This window comes from Haloferula rosea (assembly GCF_016595525.1).
Lineage (GTDB): Bacteria > Verrucomicrobiota > Verrucomicrobiia > Verrucomicrobiales > Akkermansiaceae > Haloferula > Haloferula rosea.
This window is the reverse complement of sequence record NZ_JAENII010000008.1, coordinates 69,534-86,274: the sequence shown is the minus strand read 5'-3', so window position 1 is coordinate 86,274 and position 16,741 is coordinate 69,534. Positions and strand designations below refer to the sequence as shown.

Below are 16,741 nucleotides of genomic sequence, written 5' to 3'. Positions count from 1 at the left end.
TTTTCCCTTGTCCAAGCTTCGGCCGCTCACCCGAGGCTCGTGAAATGCCTGAGAAGGCAAGGACGCGAATGAAGCCGCCAGCCCGAATCTTCATGGATGCCCCAAGCGTCGTGGAAGCCTTGGATTCAGTGCTCTCGATCCCTGTTGCCCACCTTCGGGTTCAACCCCGGGATGGTGGCCATTCCCATCCTCGCGAGTGCCATCGGCATCGGTTCTTCCATACAGCCAGCCTGCGCAACTGCTCTCCATCATCCTCGTCACCATGTCGGTGACGCGGAACCCGCCACCACCCATTCGATTTCTCCCTATGAACGTTATTTCAAGAGCTCTGCTCATCCTGCCCTTCGTGCTTTCACCCGCCCTGAGTGATTCATTGGTAGGCTATTGGCAGATGGAGTCGGGAAATGGGTCGGTCGTTCTGGATTCCGCGCAGGCGGGTGTGAGCGATGACGCCGCCACATGGGTCGGGACTGCGAACTACTCGCCGGCTGTATTTGGCAATGGCCTGCGTCTCACTGGATCGAATTACCTTGATATTGCCGATAGCGCCGACACCCGGAGGAGGCAGGAAGACCTGACCGTTTCGGCGTGGATCCAGGTGGATTCCTGGGATACCGGTTGGCAGGCGGTCCTCTCGAAGGGGGACAGTGACGAATACCGTATTGCCCGCCGCAACCGAGACTCTTCGGAAATCGCCTACTATGGTGGCGGTGGCGATATCGCGGGCGGCAGTGTCAATGACGGGCAGTGGCACCACGTCCTCGCCGTCACAGACAACGGGACGGAGGCCCGCCTCTACGTCGATGGTGTGCTCGTTGCCACGGATCCGGACGATCCTGAATTGAACGAAGCGCAACGTGCCCGGGATCGGTTTTCCCTTCTCATCGGCGCCAACCCGGAGACGGATCCGCAGCGACAGTGGAAGGGCGGCATCGATGACGTCGGCATTTTCGACGAACCCTTCAACGATGCTGAGGCGGGCAGTCTCTACGCCCTCGCCACGGATTCCCGGTTTCTCTACGACCTCGGCACCTTCAATCAACTTCGCAACCATCACGATGATGGGGCGGGGGCGGGTTCGCTGGATATCGGTGACACCAGCTGGACCTATGCCGCGTCGGATCCGGGGAATGGGGCATCTTTCTTTGCCTTCTCCGAGAGTGGCAGCGGTCTCGTCGGGTCGCCCATGGAGATCGACGCATTCAGTGCTGCTCCAGCCTATATCACGGGTGGTCAAAGCTGCTTGCTCCAGTGGAGTGCCGCTGGTTTTGGCAGCCTGACCATCAGCGGTGGTCCAGCTCCTGTCGACGTCACCGGGCTGAACTCCTTGTCGGTTTCTCCGACATCCACGACCACCTACACGCTGACTGGAACCACCGGGTCGGGGAGTGCAACGGCAACCACCACGGTCCATGTCGATGTGCCGCCCACCGTCGACCTCACGGCCACTCCGGAGTTCATCCCCTCGGGAGCATCAACCATCCTTCAGTGGAATAGCACGGGCGCTGCCTCAATCTCGATCGACAAGGGCATTGGCAACGTCCTGCCCGATACGGATGCATCGGGGAACGGAAGCCTGGTTGTCGAGAACATCAGCGCGACGACCACCTATACCATCACGGCAACCAATGCGGCTGGATCTGCCTCGGATTCCGTCACCATCGCAACCGGGGACGTGCCTGTCATTGGTTCGTTCACGATCGACAATGCCAATCCGGTGCCCGAGTCCAGCGTTGAACTTTCCTGGTCCGTCGGCAACGCGGAGTCGGTGGTGATTTCTCCAGAGATCGGATCGGTGAACCCAGTCTCCGGAACGGCAATTGCGATTCCGCTCAATACCACCACCTATACCCTTACCGCTTCCAATTCCTTCGGTTCAAGTAGTGCCACCGTCACCGCGACCCTGCTCACACGGATCGGTATTGACGCGGGCATGTGGACCGTCCTCCACCGAACGTCAACCGGGACCGTCACGAGTCTCGCGGATGCCGACGCGTTACTGGCTGGTTCGAATGTCGATGAGGAGATCACTGTCAGCATGGTCCCGCAGATCAATTATGGACCCGCGAATTCCGGTGAGTTTCCTGGTGACTTGTCTCCGCCGATCGGCGATGGGCTTGACCACTACGTTCTCCGCGCCACCGCCAACCTCATCGTCAACATTCCGGGTGAGTATACATTCGGAATCAACAACGACGATGGGGGAAGGCTCCGCATCAATGGCCAGGATCTGATCCTCGACGACAGCACCCACGCGCCGCTGACGACCAACGGGAGCATGTTCCTGCCGGTGGGTACTCACGCCATCGAGTATGTCTATTTCGAGGCGACGGGAGGGGATGCGGGCGAGGTGTTTTTCCTCAATGAAGAGAACGTCAATTCCCAGTTCGAGGTGACTGCCGTGCAGCAACCACTGATTACCCCGCACCTCATCATCAACGAGTTCATGGCGGACAACGAGAACACCCTCGACGACGCCGAGGGCGATGCATCGGATTGGATCGAGCTCTACAATGGAACCGGGGGCCCCGTGAACCTTGCCGGCTACTTCCTGACTGACAACCCGTCGAATCCCGGAAAGTATGCGATTCCCGCCTACCCGCTGGAGCATGGTGGCCACCTCGTCATCTTCGCGTCCTCCAAGAACACGGTATTCGGAGGTAATGAGTTCCATACCAACTTCAAGCTCTCTTCAAGTGGTGAGTATCTCGGGCTTTACCGGAGAAATGTCTTCGGCGTCTATGTGCTCGTTCATCACTTCAACCCAACCTACCCGCCCCAGGAGGAGGATGCATCCTACGGTAGTTGGGGTGCCGGGCAGGAAATCGGCTACATGCCCACACCGACACCTGGCAGTTCCAATTTCGGTGGGGTTCAGGGGTTTCTTGGTGATACCCACTTTGATGTCGATCGGGGGCTTTTCTACGCGCCCTTCGATCTCATCATTACCAAGGATGACCCGGGTGCGGAGATCCGTTACACGCTTGATGGCTCCGAGCCGACGCGGAATCATGGTGAGATCTATTCGTCGCCGATCCCCGTTTCCGAAACCACGGTGGTGCGCGCTGCAGCGTTCCTCGATGGATACGCCCCCACGAATGTCGATACCCAGACCTACATCTTTCCCAACGATGTTCTCAATCAGGATGTGACCCACGCTGCGTCCCTTGGCTTCCCAAGTGACCCGGTGAACGGGCAGGTCTATGAATACGGCATGGGTGGTGGCAGCGTGACCCAACAGGACATCGTCGATGGCCTCGTTGACATTCCGACCATCTCGCTGGTGATGGAGCAGGAGGACTTTTCGTCTGCCTCGAGAGGGATCTACTCCAATGCCTCCAAACGCGGTGCCGGGTGGGAGCGTGGGTGTTCGGTCGAGCTCCTCAACGAGAGCGGTCAGGGTGTCGGGCAGTTCCAGAAGGACTGCGGTGTCCGAATCCGCGGTGGGGCCAGCCGCAGCAATGGCAACCCCAAGCATGCGTTCCGTCTGTATTTCAGGAATAGCTACGAAGGTGATCTCCGGTATCCGGTGTTTCAGGACGAGGGCCCATCTCGCTTCGAAAGGCTCGATCTGCGCACCGCTCAGAATTACTCATGGTCGAAGGACAACTCGAACCAGAACACTTTCCTTCGTGAGGTGCACGGCCGTGACGCCCAGCGTGACATGGGGCAGCCCTACACCCGTAGCCGCTACTATCAGCTTTACATCAACGGAGTCTACTGGGGGCTCTTCATGAGCCAGGAGCGCGCCGAAGCCGCCTTTGGAGAAACCTACCTCGGTGGGGATGAAGATGGGTATGATGTCATCAAGTCGGCAGCCAATGAAGCGAACTACACGACGGAAGCGACCGATGGTGACCTGAATGGAGCCTGGTATGACCTTTGGACGAAGGTGCGCGCTCTGCGGTCCAATCCTTCTGACAACAGCGCCTACTTCGCACTGCAAGGGCTTGATTCCGATGGGATCTCCCCGCACCCGGACCTCGCGAACAACCCCGATCTGCTGGAGGTCGACAACCTTGCCGACTACCTCATCGCGATCTTCTACACCGGCAACTATGATGCGCCGGTCTCGACCTTTGTCCGGGCTTCCAACAACTGGTTTGGGATGCGAGACCGCGACGGGGTCGACGGTTTCCGCTTTTTCGTTCATGACGGTGAGCATTCCATGGGGGCGGGGAACGGTGCCCGGGTCGACGATAGCGATAGCCGCGTCGGACCTTGGGGCGATATTTACACCGACAGACCGCCATCGGAATTCTCACGCAGCAATCCTCAGTATCTTCACGAGGATCTTGCGTGGAACGAGGAATACCGCATGGCATTCGCTGATCGCGTTCATAAGCATCTGTTCAATGGTGGCGCGTTTGCCGATGCGGCCGCCCTTGAGCGCGTCGATGACCGCTACCAGACGATCACCGAAGCGATCAATGCGGAGCTCGCCCGCTGGGGTGGGGGCTTTACCTACTCGACCTGGCTTGATGCCCACCAGAAGGTCCTCGATTTCATCAATGCGGGAGTCAGTGGCCAAACTGCGGGGATCGGGCGCAATGCCACCTTGATTGCGCAACTCCGGGCTTACGATCATGATGGCGCAAAGCCGCTTTACCCCTCCATCGACGCTCCTGTGTATTCACAGAACGGTGGCTCGGTTCCCTCTGGGTTCGGGCTGGGCATCACCAACCCGAACGCCTCCGGAGGTGTGGTTTACTACACGACCGATGGCTCCGATCCCCGGCTGGTCGGCGGATCCATCAACCCAAATGCGGGAGTCTCCAATGGCACGGTCGTGCTCAATCAGAGTGGACGCGTCAGGGCCCGCGTCTATGACAGCTCGATCTCCACCTGGAGCGCTCTCAATGACTTCGAATTCATAGTCGGTGTTGCCGGTTCCGCCGCGAACCTGGTTGTTTCCGAACTCCATTACAACCCGCGCGGAACTGCGGCGGACAGCTCCACCGATAAGGACGACTACGAATTCATCGAATTGCTCAATCTGTCGGACTCCAACACCATCGAACTCACCGGGACCCGTTTTACCGATGGCATCACCTTTGACTTCACCGGAAGCAACGTCGTCCAGCTTGGTCCCGGCGAGCGCGTGTTGATCGTTAACAACCTCGCCGCCTTCACGGAACGCTATCCGGGTGTGCCTCCCTCCATCATTGCGGGTCAATACACCGGAAATCTCGATAACTCCGGCGAGCGGGTCACCCTGCTGGATGCCACTGACTCCGTCATCAAGGACTTCACCTACGATGATCAACTGCCGTGGCCGACCGAGGCGGATGGCGAGGGATACAGCCTTGTGCTCAACATCGAATCGGCGAACCCGGACCACAACGTCGCTGCCAACTGGCGTTCCCACGCCGATGTTCACGGCAACCCAGGCGGGCCGGACGGGATCACCTGGGATCAGTGGTTCTTGAGCCAGGGCCTTGGCGGAGACCCTGAGGTCGATTCGGATGGGGATACGATCGCGGATCTCTTCGAGTATGGGGCAGGGACGGATCCGAATGACCCTTCAAGCGGAGACCCTGTCAGTCCCCACTTCGCCAGCTTCTATGTGAACGGCGAGTTCCAGGATTTCTTGGCGATTACGGTTCGGCGAAATCTGGATGCGGGTGATATTCTTTTCTATCCGGAGATTTCCGAGGATCTCCATGCATGGTCTTCGTCGAACACTGACCTGGTCATGGTGGAAGCGGTCAACCAGGGGGATGGCACCGAGCTCGTGACCTGGCGGGCAGCGGAGCCCCTCGACAGTATCGGACAAGAGAAGTGCTTCCTCCGGCTTCACATCGATTCCCCTTAGTCTGCCCCGGCCCAGATTGCTCCGGTGTGATGGCAAATCGCACAAGCAGGAGTGAATCTGAAGAACTGTCGGATCGCCTACTGCGGGAGCCCGTTCCAAGTGAGGGACTCGCCTTGCTTCAGGACCTTGCTGACGCTTCGCCCCCTGTGGCGGAGCTTGAGGGGGCTACCATTGAGAGAGTGGATTTTGGCTTCGGTGAGTTCACCGTCTTTCCATGCGATGTCCACTTCGAATCCGCCGCGGGCACGGAGACCTTTGACCGAACCGCTGGGCCAGGCTTTCGGTAGGGCGGGAAGCAGGTGGATCTCGCCGTTGTGGCTCTGGAGCAGCATCTCGGCGATGCCGGCGGTGGCGCCGAAGTTGGCGTCGATCTGGAACTTTTCGCTGCCATTGAATAGGTTGGTGGCGAAGCGGGGCATCACATGATCGTTCAGCGATCTGAGCGCCTTGTCGCCATCGCCGACCCGGGCCCAGAGGGCAATCCGCCAGGCGCCGGACCAGCCGCCAGAGAAACCGCGATGGACGAGGGAGGTGGTCGCCGCTTCGAAAAGCTCGGGGGTGTCGTAGCGGTTGATCTGGGCGCTGGGGAAAAGTCCGTAGAGGTGCGAGACGTGGCTGTGCTGGTCTTCGGGGTTGTCCCAGTCGACGAGCCATTCCTGTAGCTGACCGTGGCGACCGATCTGCATCGGCTGGAGTCGCTTGCGGGTCTCGGCAACTTTGGCGCGGAATGTTTTGTCAACGCCGAGTTTTTCGGAAGCGGCGATGGTGTTGGCGAAGAGGTCGTTGAGCAGTTGTAGGTCCATGGTGGGCCCTTCGCAGAGCGAAGTGCCGTCGCGGCCGATACTCAGTCCGTCCTTGGTGCCCCCGCCATGGCTGTGCTCGGGCGAAAGCGAAGGCGAGGTGATGAGGTAGCCGTTCTCGTTTTCGATCAGCACATCGAGGAAGAACTCCACCGCACCCTTGAGGATGGGGTAGCTCTTCTTGAGATGGGTTTGGTTGCCGGTGTAGAGGTAGTGCTCCCACAGGTGCTGGCAAAGCCATGCTCCACCCATCGGCCACATGCCCCACTGCGGCCCATCGACCGGGGCGGTGCCGCGCCACAGGTCGGTGTTGTGGTGGGTCATCCAGCCCTCGGCGCGATAGTGGGTCTCGGCGGTTTTCCTGCCGGGCTCCTGCAGCTCGGCAGCCATCCGTAAAAGCGGTTCGTGGCATTCGCTGAGGTTGCCGACCTCCGCGACCCAGTAGTTCATCTCGATGTTGATATTGATGGTGTACTTGCTCGACCACGGCGGGCTCATGTCGTCGTTCCAGATGCCCTGCAGGTTGAGCGGCTGGCTACCGGGGCGGGAGCCGGCGATCATCAGGTAGCGGCCGTATTGAAAGACAAGTTCGGCAAGGCCGGGGTCGTGCTGGCCCTCGCGGGCGAGCTTGAATCTAGCGTCGGTGGGGAGCTTGGAAGGCGCGCCACCGAGATCGATCGAGACGCGTTCGAAGAGTGAGGCATGGTCGTCGACGTGGGCCTTGAGGACGTCAGCGAAAGCCTTGTCGCCGATGGCGGAAAGATCGCGATCGACCTTGGCCACGGGATCACCGGTGACGTCCTGATAGTTTTCGAAACTCGTCGCAGCAACGTAGTAGAGCGTCACCGCGTCGGCATTCGTGACGGTCAGTCTGTCGCCATGGGCGCTGATGGATCCGCCTTCGGTGAGGACTTGGGTGGTGGCGGCGAAACGGGTGCCCGGCTTGTCCCAGTCGGCGGTGAGACCGCGTGAGCCGCCCTCACGTTTGCCGGTGCGGGGGGCAACGTGCCCGGTCATGGTGAGGGTGCCGCCTTCGCTGGCAAGGGTTTTGGAAGGGTGTGGGCTGGTGTTGGTCAGGTCGAAGCTGATCCGACCGGGCTGGCTGCATTCAAGACGAACGACGATCGCTTGGTCGGGGTGGGAGGCGAAGACCTGGCGGGTGAACTTGGTCTCGTCGATTTGATAGGTGACGGTACTGACTCCGGTTGCGAGGTCGAGTTCGCGACGGTAGTCGCTGGTTTCGGCCTCATGCCGGAATTTCAGCTGCAGGTCGCCGAATGGCTGATAGGCCGCCTGGTGGATCGGCTCGCCCATCATTTTGCCGGCGAGTTTCTCGGCTTCGGCGTATTTGCCATCACGCAGGAGTTTGCGGACCTCAGCGAGGTGCTTATAGGCCTCGGGATTATCGTAGCAATGGGGGCCGCCGCTCCACAGTGTGTCCTCGTTGAGCTGCAGGCGTTCGTTCTCGATCCCGCCGAAGACCATCGCGCCAAGTCGGCCGTTGCCGATCGGGACGGCGTCGGTCCACTCCGCGGCGGGCTGGTCATACCACAAGGTGGAGTTGCTTTCGTCCGCCGTGAGAACGGTGGCTGAAAAAGCGAAGAGGAGCAGGGTTTTCACAGCTTGTTGGAGAGCGAGGCTATTTCTTGGATTCTTCAATCGGTGCCTTGAGCTTGGTGATCAGGTAGTCGGTCGCGGTGGGATGGACGACATCCTCCTGTCCCGGGTGGACGAACTCGCAGTCGACACCGAGTTCCTGGCACCGCTTGAGCAAACCCACACCGAAATTTGCCGAGTGGGTCGGGTCCTTTTCTTTGCCGCCTGGATTCGGTGGGGTTTGGTAGAATAGGTACGTCGCCGGGTCGTCGGCGGTGAGAAGATGGTAGGGGGAAAATTGCTGGATCTCGGGCATCAGATCGTCGCGCGCCGCCAAGAATTCGGGAAAATCCTTCTTGGCGAAGGCGCGCTCGCCATAGCGGCTGTTCGGGATCCACTCCTTCATCTGCTTCGGGTCGAGGGTGGTCTGGACGCGGATGCCGGCGACGCAATGAAGCCGGGTCGACTCGCGGGCGATGGGGTCGTCGCTGTCCGGCTCGGCGAGATCATCGCGGTAGGCCAGCCACAGCGAACTGCAGCCGCCGGCGGATCCTCCCACCGCACCGATGCGTGCTTTGTCGATGTTCCAATCGTCCGCCTTGCTGCGGACGAATTGCAGGGCACGGGCGGCGTCGAAGAGCGGCGCCTTGACCGGCGGACTGAGTTCGCCGGCTTGTTTGAGGTAGCGATAGTTGATCGCGACCACCGAAATCCCTGCGTCGAGGAGCTTGTTGGTATCGACGAATTTGTGAATGGCCTCCTTACTGTTGCCTCCCCAGCCACCGCCGTGGATGACGAAGACCAGTGGGGTAGGTTCGTCGGATGCTGCTTTCCAGAAGTCGAGGACGTTGCGCTTGTGCGGTCCGTAAGAGACTTCCGAGTGGGTCGACTGGGGGACGGAGGCGTCGTACTCGGCGGCGGACAATGAGAGCGCTCCAGCGAGGAGAGCGGTGGAAAGAAGTAGTGATTTCATGGCTCAGTTTCCGGTCCAGGTGAGGCTTTCGCCCTTTGTTAGCTCCTTTTCGACGGCGGTCTGGCCGTAGCGGAGTTTGAGGGGCTGGCCATGGAGTGAGCGGACCTTTGTCTCGGTCAGCTTGCCGTCTTTCCAGGCGATATCGACTTCGAAGCCGCCGCGGGCACGGAGGCCTTGGACGGAGCCTTCTTTCCACACGCTCGGCAGTGCGGGAAGCAGGTGGACTTCGTCGTCGTGGCTTTGCAGCAGCATCTCGGCGATGCCGGCGGAGGCGCCGAAGTTGCCGTCGATCTGGAAGGGCGGGTGGTTGCAGAAGAGGTTGTCCATGGTGCGGCCGCGAAGCAGGTCCATGAGCAGCTTGCGGGCGCGGTCACCGTCGTGGAAGCGGGCCCAAAAGTTGACTTTCCAGGCGTAGCTCCAGCCGGTGCCGCGGTCGCCGCGGGTCTCGAGCGACTTGCGGGCGGCTTCGTAGAATTCGGGCGTGGCGTTCTTGGTGATCTGCTTGCCGGGATGCAGGCCGTAGAGGTGAGAGGTGTGGCGATGGTCGACGTCGACTTCCTCGTAGTCTTCGATCCACTCCATCAGTCGGCCGCTCTTCTTGCTGATCTGGAGCGGCGCGAGATTGGCGAGGGCGGTTTCGACTTCTTTCCGGAACTCGGCATCATGACCGCCGCTCGGATCGATGGCATCGCTGGCTTCGAGCAGACCGGTGAAGAGGTCATGGATGATCTGGAGGTCCATCGTCGCGGCGTAGGTGAACTCGGTCTTGGTGCCGTCGGGCAGGATGAACTCGTTCTCTGGCGAGTGGGATGGATTGGTCACCAGCTTTCCGGCATGCGGAGTGCCTTCCGGTGCCTCGATGAGGAAATCGAGCATGAACTCGGCGGCGCCCTTCATCAACGGGTAGGCGCGTTCCTTGAGGAAAGTTTCATCCCGATTGAAGCGATAGTGCTCCATCATGTCGCGCACCGTCCACGCGGCGCCAAAGGGCCAGACGCCGTGCACGCCGTCTGCGGGAGCTGTCATGCCGTAGATGTCGGAAAGGTGGTGAATCACCCAGCCATCGGCTCCGTAGTGGACCTTGGCCGTCTTTTCTCCGGAAGGAACGAGGCTTTCCAGGTAGTCGAACATCGGCAGGTGGCAATCGGCCAGATTGGTGATCTGGGCGGGCCAGTAGTTCATCTGGAAGTTGATGTTGAAATGATAGTCGCTGTTCCAGGGGGCGTCGTAGGACTGGCACCACTTGCCCTGGAGGTTGGCAGGCAGGCCGCCGGGGCGGGAACTGCCGATCAGCATGTAGCGGCCGAACTGAAAGTAGAGGGCTTCAAGCTGCGGGTCGAAGGAGTCGCCTTTCAGGGAACGGCGGCGTTCGTTGGTGGGTTTGTCGGTGGCCTTGGTGCTGCCGAGGTCGAGCTTCACCCGGTTGAAGAAGGACTGATGGTCGGCGATGTGGTCGGCACGGATTTGCTCGTAGGTCTTCTTGCCGGTGAGCGCACGGAGCGGTTTCTCGCAACGGGCGTGGGCGTCGCCTGATAGATCCTTCGCGTTGTTGTAGCTGGTAGCGCCGTTGAGCAGCAGGGTGACTTCGTCGGCCTTGCTGACGGTGAGTTTGCCGTTGTTGCAGGAAACGGATCCGCCTTTGACGCGCGGAACGAGCTGGGCCTCGAAATCGATGCCGAGTTTCCCGGTCAGGACCAGACGGTTTCCGTCGGCGGATTCCATTTTGGCGTTCTCGCGGGAGAATTCCGCGTCGAAACTGATCTGGCCCGGGCGGTCGGCCTTCAGGTGGATCACGATCACCTGGTCGGGCGCACTGACGAAGACCTCGCGGACAAATTGCACGCCATCGATGGTGTACTGGGTGCGGCTGATGGCGGTGGTGAGGTCGAGGTCGCGACGGTAGCCGGAGACCTTGTCGGTATCGGGAAAGTCGAGGAAGAGATCACCGAAGGTCTGGTAGGATTTGATCTTGTACGGATCGCCCATCATCTTGCGCTTCGCCAGACCCTTGGCCTCGTTGTTCTTGCCTTCGAACAGCAGTCGCCGGACTTCGGGCAGGGCCTCCAGAGCTTCCGGGTTCGTGTAGTCGATCGGCACGCCGTCCCAGAGAGTTTCCTCGTTGAACTGGATGCGCTCGTGGTTGATGCCGCCGAAGACCATTGCCGCAAGCCGGCCGTTGCCGACGGGGAGAGCTTCTTGTTCCCACAGGGCCGCGGGCTTGCGAAACCAAAGGGTGAGCGGTTCCGATGGCGCTGCGGCCGGGTCCGAGTATTCGAAGTCGACCTTCGGGTTGTTCGGCTCGGGGGGTTGCTCCGGCCAGGCGGAGGCCACCTGGGCGGCGAGCAGGGTCAGGAGGATGGAGCAGAGGGCCTTCCGGGACATGAATCGATGATGGTGAGAAACAGGAGATGATCAGACGAGTGAGACGCGCAAGCGCTGGCCTTGTTGGATGGTGATGCCGTCGCTGAAGGTCATCACGTAGCGACCTGCTTCGGTGCTGAAGGTGGCATCGACGAGTTTCCCATCGATTTCCACCTTGGCGATCGTCGCCGATGTTCCAGCAACCTGATCGAGTGCGAGTTCCTTCAGCTCCAGCTTGCCGTAGCGCAGTTCGATGCCGGCGGATTGTTTGCCGGAGGCCACTTTCTGTGTGAAGCGGCCCCAGCCTTCGGCGGTGGTGAAGGCGGCGCGGAAATCGTCTTGGTTCATGCGCGGCCCGAAACCGAGTTTGGCCGCTTGGCCATCGTAGCGATAGCCGCAGATCGCCATGAAGGCGCTGTAGCTTGCCAGTGCGCGTGAGTAGTGGTCGCCGCACTCGACTTCGTTGTAGGGGTTGCGCTTGGCGGGTTGATAGCGGTCGTTGATCGCCTTGCCGACCGCGAGGCCTTCCTCGAGCATGCCCTCCCAGATCATCAGTGCCGAGACCTGCCATTCGAAGCCGGACATGCACTCGTTGAAGTAGCGGTGGAAGTTCGTCTTCTGCGCGTTCTCCTTGCCGTGAGGGAAGGTGCACATGATCAAACCCGCGTCGCCTTCCGCGGCGAACCAGCGTCCTTTCTTCTCGAGCTTGCGGAAGTCACCGATGTTCGGAGAGAAGTTGTATTTCCAGAGCGACTGAAGCGACTTGCGAATCTTGTCCTGCGGTAAGACTGGATCGAGGCCGAGGTTCCGTAGCCAGAATTCGCCGAGCACCTGGTCGATGTGGCAGCCCGTCGTTGAGCCGATCGTTTCCTCCGGCTTCTTCTCGGGGATGTGGATAAAGTGGCCGTAGTCCTCGTTCCACAGCAGTTCGACCATGGACTTCCCACCTTTGGCAACGATGCCCTCGTAGCGCTCCGCGACCTTCGGCTGCTTCATCTGCCGGGCCATCACGGCCGAGGCCTTGAGGGAGGCGTGGTAGAGGTTGATCAGCCAGTGGATCTGGCCATACCAGGCCTTGTCGAGAGTGTTGTGCTGGCCACCGGAAAGCATGCCGTCTTCGTCCTTGTCCCATTTCTCGATGACGTAGTCCATCGACTGCTTGGTGCGCTCCCAGATGCCTTCGAGGAACTTTAGGTCGGTGGTCATCTGGCTTTCGCGAAGCACACGAAGAATCGTCCCGCACTGACCATCGATGGCCTCACGGAAGGTTTTCGTCGTGCAGCGGAAGTTCATCGCGCCGGTGTCGGGTTTGAAACTGAGACCGAAGTCGACCTTGTCGCGGCACTCGCGCTCGATCACCGGGAAGAGTCGTGCCAAGCCCTGGGCGTAGTGCCAGACGTGGGTGCAGTTGCCCTCGCAGCAGTTCACGCCCTCGGCGAGTCCGTAGCGACCGTCCTGCTCGGCGAGGCGGAAGGTCAGTTGCGTCTGCATGCAGTCGATCGGAATGAAGGCACGTTCGAGGAACCAGTGGGGCAGTGTGGAGTCATACCAGGAGTCCACCCAATCCTGGGTCGTGTTCCGAAGTTCCTCTTCCTGTTTGGCGACGCTGCTGGCCGCGTCGCTCGCGTTGGGCCACAGGGTGGAGTAGTAATTGACGTCGCGGCTCCATTCCTTGCGTCCAAATCCCTCGACATAGCGTGCGTTCGGGAAACGCCAGGAAAGGGTGAAGGCGATGGTCTTGCTCTCGCCCGGAGCCAGCTTTACTTTGCGACCCAAGGATGCGAAGGCCTTGTCGCTGAAGGGGCGCTCCTGCACGTCCCGGGACGCTTTATCCGATGGATCGGCGGTGAAGAGATCGGTCGCTCCAGGCTGGGAGCGTGTCGTGTCCACCAAGTCTGGTTTCGTGTCGCCTAACAGGCCAAGGGCGACCGCGCCGAAGTCATTGGCGAGGTCGAGCGGTGTTTCGCCGTCGGCGGCTTTGGCACCTGCGGCGGGTTTCGCCCAGCATTCGACGATAGATAGACCATCGAGTTCGCGATACTGGCTCAGGCGCGCTCCTTTGCCGTTCTCTTTTCCGCTTCGATGGTTGGAAAAGTTTTCGATCCATCCCGCGATGGCGACTTCCTGTTCCTGATCGGAGGGATTCTGGATCGTGTAGCGCATGACGATCACCGGATAGCTGGAGTCGTCACGGTTCAGGGGGATGAAAGGCGTGTAGGCATCCAGCTGGACCTTCACCGGACAATCGGCGTCGGCGTACTCGACCTTGCCCATCGGATACTGGTTGGTGAAGCGGATGTCGCCAAAGCCATCGGCATCGAGCGTGAAGGCACGCTTGGCATCTCCGGAACCAACCTTCAGGGCGAATCCCTGGTCCATCGGACTGTGGGCCGTCTCCGGCTTCATGTATTTGTGGCCTTTCCCGATGTCTTCCCACTTCATGTCCGGCTCGCCATCGAGATTCCAGCACCACAGGCGTCCGTCGCCACCGAGGTAAACCTGACCGGTGGAGATGCCGTTGATCGGCATGCCGATGTATTTCAGATCCGGCTTGGTGGCCGTCATGGGCTTGCCCCGGTCATAGAGGCTGGCGATCCATTCCTTGCTCAGCTTCTTGTCCGAAGGGACGATCTTTTCGAAGTCCGCCTGAGTGAAAGGTCCGGCCATCACCCGCAGGCCGCCGCTCATCATTGCGGCCGAGGCGAACGAGCCCGCCTTGATGAAACCGCGGCGGGAAAAGGGGGCGGGAGAACAGGCGCCGGGTTGGCAGCCGCAGGAGTCGTCAGAGGGTTTGTTCTCGTTCATCGTGAATGATTCTCTGTTAGTTCCCGCTCCAGGTGAGGCTTTCGCCCTTGGCGAGCTCCTTGTCGACGACGGTCTGGCCGTAGCGGATTTTGAGCGGGTTGCCGTTGAGCGACTTGATCGTGGCTTCGCTGAGCTTGCCGTCCTTCCAGGCGATATCGACTTCGAAGCCGCCGCGGGCACGCAGGCCTTTCACCGATCCGTTTGGCCAGGCTTTCGGCAGGGCCGGGAGGACTTCAATGTCGCCGGCGTGGGTCTGGAGCAGCATTTCCGCGATGGCGGCGGTGCCGCCGAAGTTGCCGTCGATCTGGAAGGGCGGGTGGGTGTCGAAGAGGTTGGTCAGCGTCATCTTGCTGAGCAGGTTGGTGAGCAGGTCGTAGGAGCGTTCACCATTCTTGAAGCGGGCCCACATGTTGACTTTCCACGCCATGCTCCAGCCCTTGCCGCCGTCGCCACGGGCTTCGAGCGACTTGCGCGCGGCCTCGTAGAACTCGGGCGTGTCGTTGGCATTGATCTGCTTGCCCGGGTGGAGGCCGTAGAGGTGGGAGGTGTGGCGGTGCTTCGGGTCCACTTCCTTGTAGTCCTCGATCCATTCCTGAAGCCGACCGGTCTTGGCGCTGATCTGCATGGGGGCGATCCGGGCCATGATTTCCTCGACCTTGTTGCGGAACTCAGTGTCGAAGTTTCCGCCAGGACCGAGGATCTGGTTGGTCTCCAACAGGTCCGAGAAAAGCCCGTGGATGATCTGGAGGTCCATCGTGGACGCGTAGGTGAAGAGCGACTCGGTCCCGTCCGCCTTGATGAAGCTGTTCTCCGGTGAGTGGGAAGGATTGGTCACCAGTTTGCCGGCGACGGGGGAACCTTCGGGAGCCTCGATCAGAAAATCGAAGATGAACTCGGCGGCCTCCTTCATGATCGGGTAGGCGCGCTTTTCCAGGAACTCGCGATCGCCCGTAAAGCGGTAGTGTTCCATGAATCCGCGCGTCGCCCACGCGGCACCCATCGGCCAGACGCCATGCACGCCATCGGCAGGGGTGGTCTTGCCGAAGATGTCGGAGAGGTGGTGGAGGGTCCATCCGTCGGCGCCGTAGTGGAGCTTGGCGGTCTTCTGGCCGTAGGGAACGAGGCTTTCGACGTAGTCGAAGTAGGGCAGGTGGCACTCGGACAGGTTGGCGACCTGTGCCGGCCAGTAGTTCATCTGGAAGTTGATGTTGAAATGGTAGTCGCTGTTCCAAGGGGCCTTGTAGTTCTGGCACCACTTGCCCTGCAGGTTGGCGGGGAGGAATCCGTCGCGTGAGCTGCCGATCAGAAGGTAGCGACCATATTGGAAGTAGAGCGTCTCGAACTGCGGGTCGCGGGCGCCTTTCTTGATTGCGCGGAGGCGTTCATCGGTGGGGAGTTTGACGGCATCGGTGGTGCCGAGGTCGAGCTCGACACGACTAAAGAGCGATTGGTGATCCTTGACGTGGTCGGCGCGCAGTTGGGCGGTGGGCTTTTCCCAGGCCTTCTTGAGCGGTGCCTCGCAGCGGGCGGTTTCATCGCCGCTGAGGTCCTCGGCGTGCTTGTAGCTCGTGGCGCCATTGACCAGCAGGGTGACTTCGTCGGCCTTCGAGACGGTGAGCACGCCGTCCTTCGTCGAGATGGATCCGCCTTTCACCCGGGGAAGCAGTTGGGCTTCGAATTCGACGCCGAGTTTGCCACGCATGATCAGTCGGTTGCCGGGGCCTTCGGTGTAGGTGACGTCGCGACGGTCAAAGCGGGCGGTGAAGTCGAGCTTGCCGGGTTGGTCGGCGGTGAGATGGACGACCATCACCTGATCCGGTGCGCTGACGAAGACCTCACGGGTGTAGGTGACGCCGTCGACGGAGTAGCTGGTCCGTGAGATCCCGGTGGTGATGTCGAGATCGCGACGGTAGCCGGAGACGCTTTCCGCATCGGGGAAATCGAGCAGCAGATCGCCGAGGGTTTGGTAGGATTTGATTCGGGAAGGCACTCCCATCATGTCCTTGCCTGCTAGTTTGGTGGCTTCCTTGTTCTTACCCTCAAAGAGCAGCTGCTGGACTTTCGGCAGGGCTTCGAGTGCCCTCGGGTTGTGGCGGTCGAGGTATTCGCCGTCCCACAGGGTTTCTTCATTGAGCTGGATGCGTTCCTGATTGACACCACCGAAGACCATCCCGGCGAGACGGCCGTTCCCGACCGGGAGCGCTTCGGTTTCCCATTTCTTCGCGGGCATGCGATACCACAAGGTCAGTGGTTCTTCAGGAGCAGAAGCCTCGTCCACGAACTTGGCGGTCGCAGGAGGGTTGTATTTCTCGTCCATGTCATGCTTGGCGCCATGGGCGGCGGAGAGCAGCAGGGCGAGGGAGAGGAAAATGGGGCTTTTCATGAGTTCTG

The 16,741-nt window shown here is 60.5% G+C and carries 6 protein-coding genes; 1 reads left to right on the top strand and 5 read right to left on the bottom strand.

The genetic code is table 11. The annotated features are described in order from the left end of the window. The first annotated feature begins 307 nt into the window (after nt 1–307). Nucleotides 308–5,815, top strand: coding sequence for a lamin tail domain-containing protein (locus JIN81_RS11470; protein WP_200279376.1), 5,508 nt, complete (start codon nt 308–310; stop codon nt 5,813–5,815). A gap of 77 nt (nt 5,816–5,892) precedes the next feature. Here JIN81_RS11470 and JIN81_RS11465 read toward each other — a convergent pair whose 3' ends face one another. From JIN81_RS11465 to JIN81_RS11445, 5 genes are read right to left on the bottom strand one after another with little or no spacing between them, the layout of a single operon-like run. Beyond that, nucleotides 5,893–8,235: a glycoside hydrolase family 95 protein gene (locus JIN81_RS11465; RefSeq protein ID WP_200279373.1), complete on the bottom strand. Its 2,343-nt coding sequence runs from the start codon at nt 8,233–8,235 to the stop codon at nt 5,893–5,895. 19 nt (nt 8,236–8,254) lie between these two features. Continuing rightward, nucleotides 8,255–9,184 (bottom strand): alpha/beta hydrolase, encoded by a 930-nt coding sequence (locus JIN81_RS11460; RefSeq protein WP_200279370.1) that lies wholly within the window; start codon nt 9,182–9,184, stop codon nt 8,255–8,257. A gap of 3 nt (nt 9,185–9,187) precedes the next feature. Continuing rightward, nucleotides 9,188–11,566, bottom strand: coding sequence for a glycoside hydrolase family 95 protein (locus JIN81_RS11455; RefSeq protein ID WP_200279367.1), 2,379 nt, complete (start codon nt 11,564–11,566; stop codon nt 9,188–9,190). A gap of 30 nt (nt 11,567–11,596) precedes the next feature. After that, complete coding sequence (locus tag JIN81_RS11450) at nt 11,597–14,350, bottom strand: GH116 family glycosyl hydrolase (RefSeq protein ID WP_200279364.1); 2,754 nt, start codon at nt 14,348–14,350, stop codon at nt 11,597–11,599. A gap of 16 nt (nt 14,351–14,366) precedes the next feature. Next, the gene (locus JIN81_RS11445; protein WP_200279361.1) at nt 14,367–16,733 is read right to left on the bottom strand and encodes a glycoside hydrolase family 95 protein; all 2,367 of its coding nucleotides are present in this window, start codon (nt 16,731–16,733) and stop codon (nt 14,367–14,369) included. Nucleotides 16,734–16,741 lie beyond the last annotated feature (8 nt).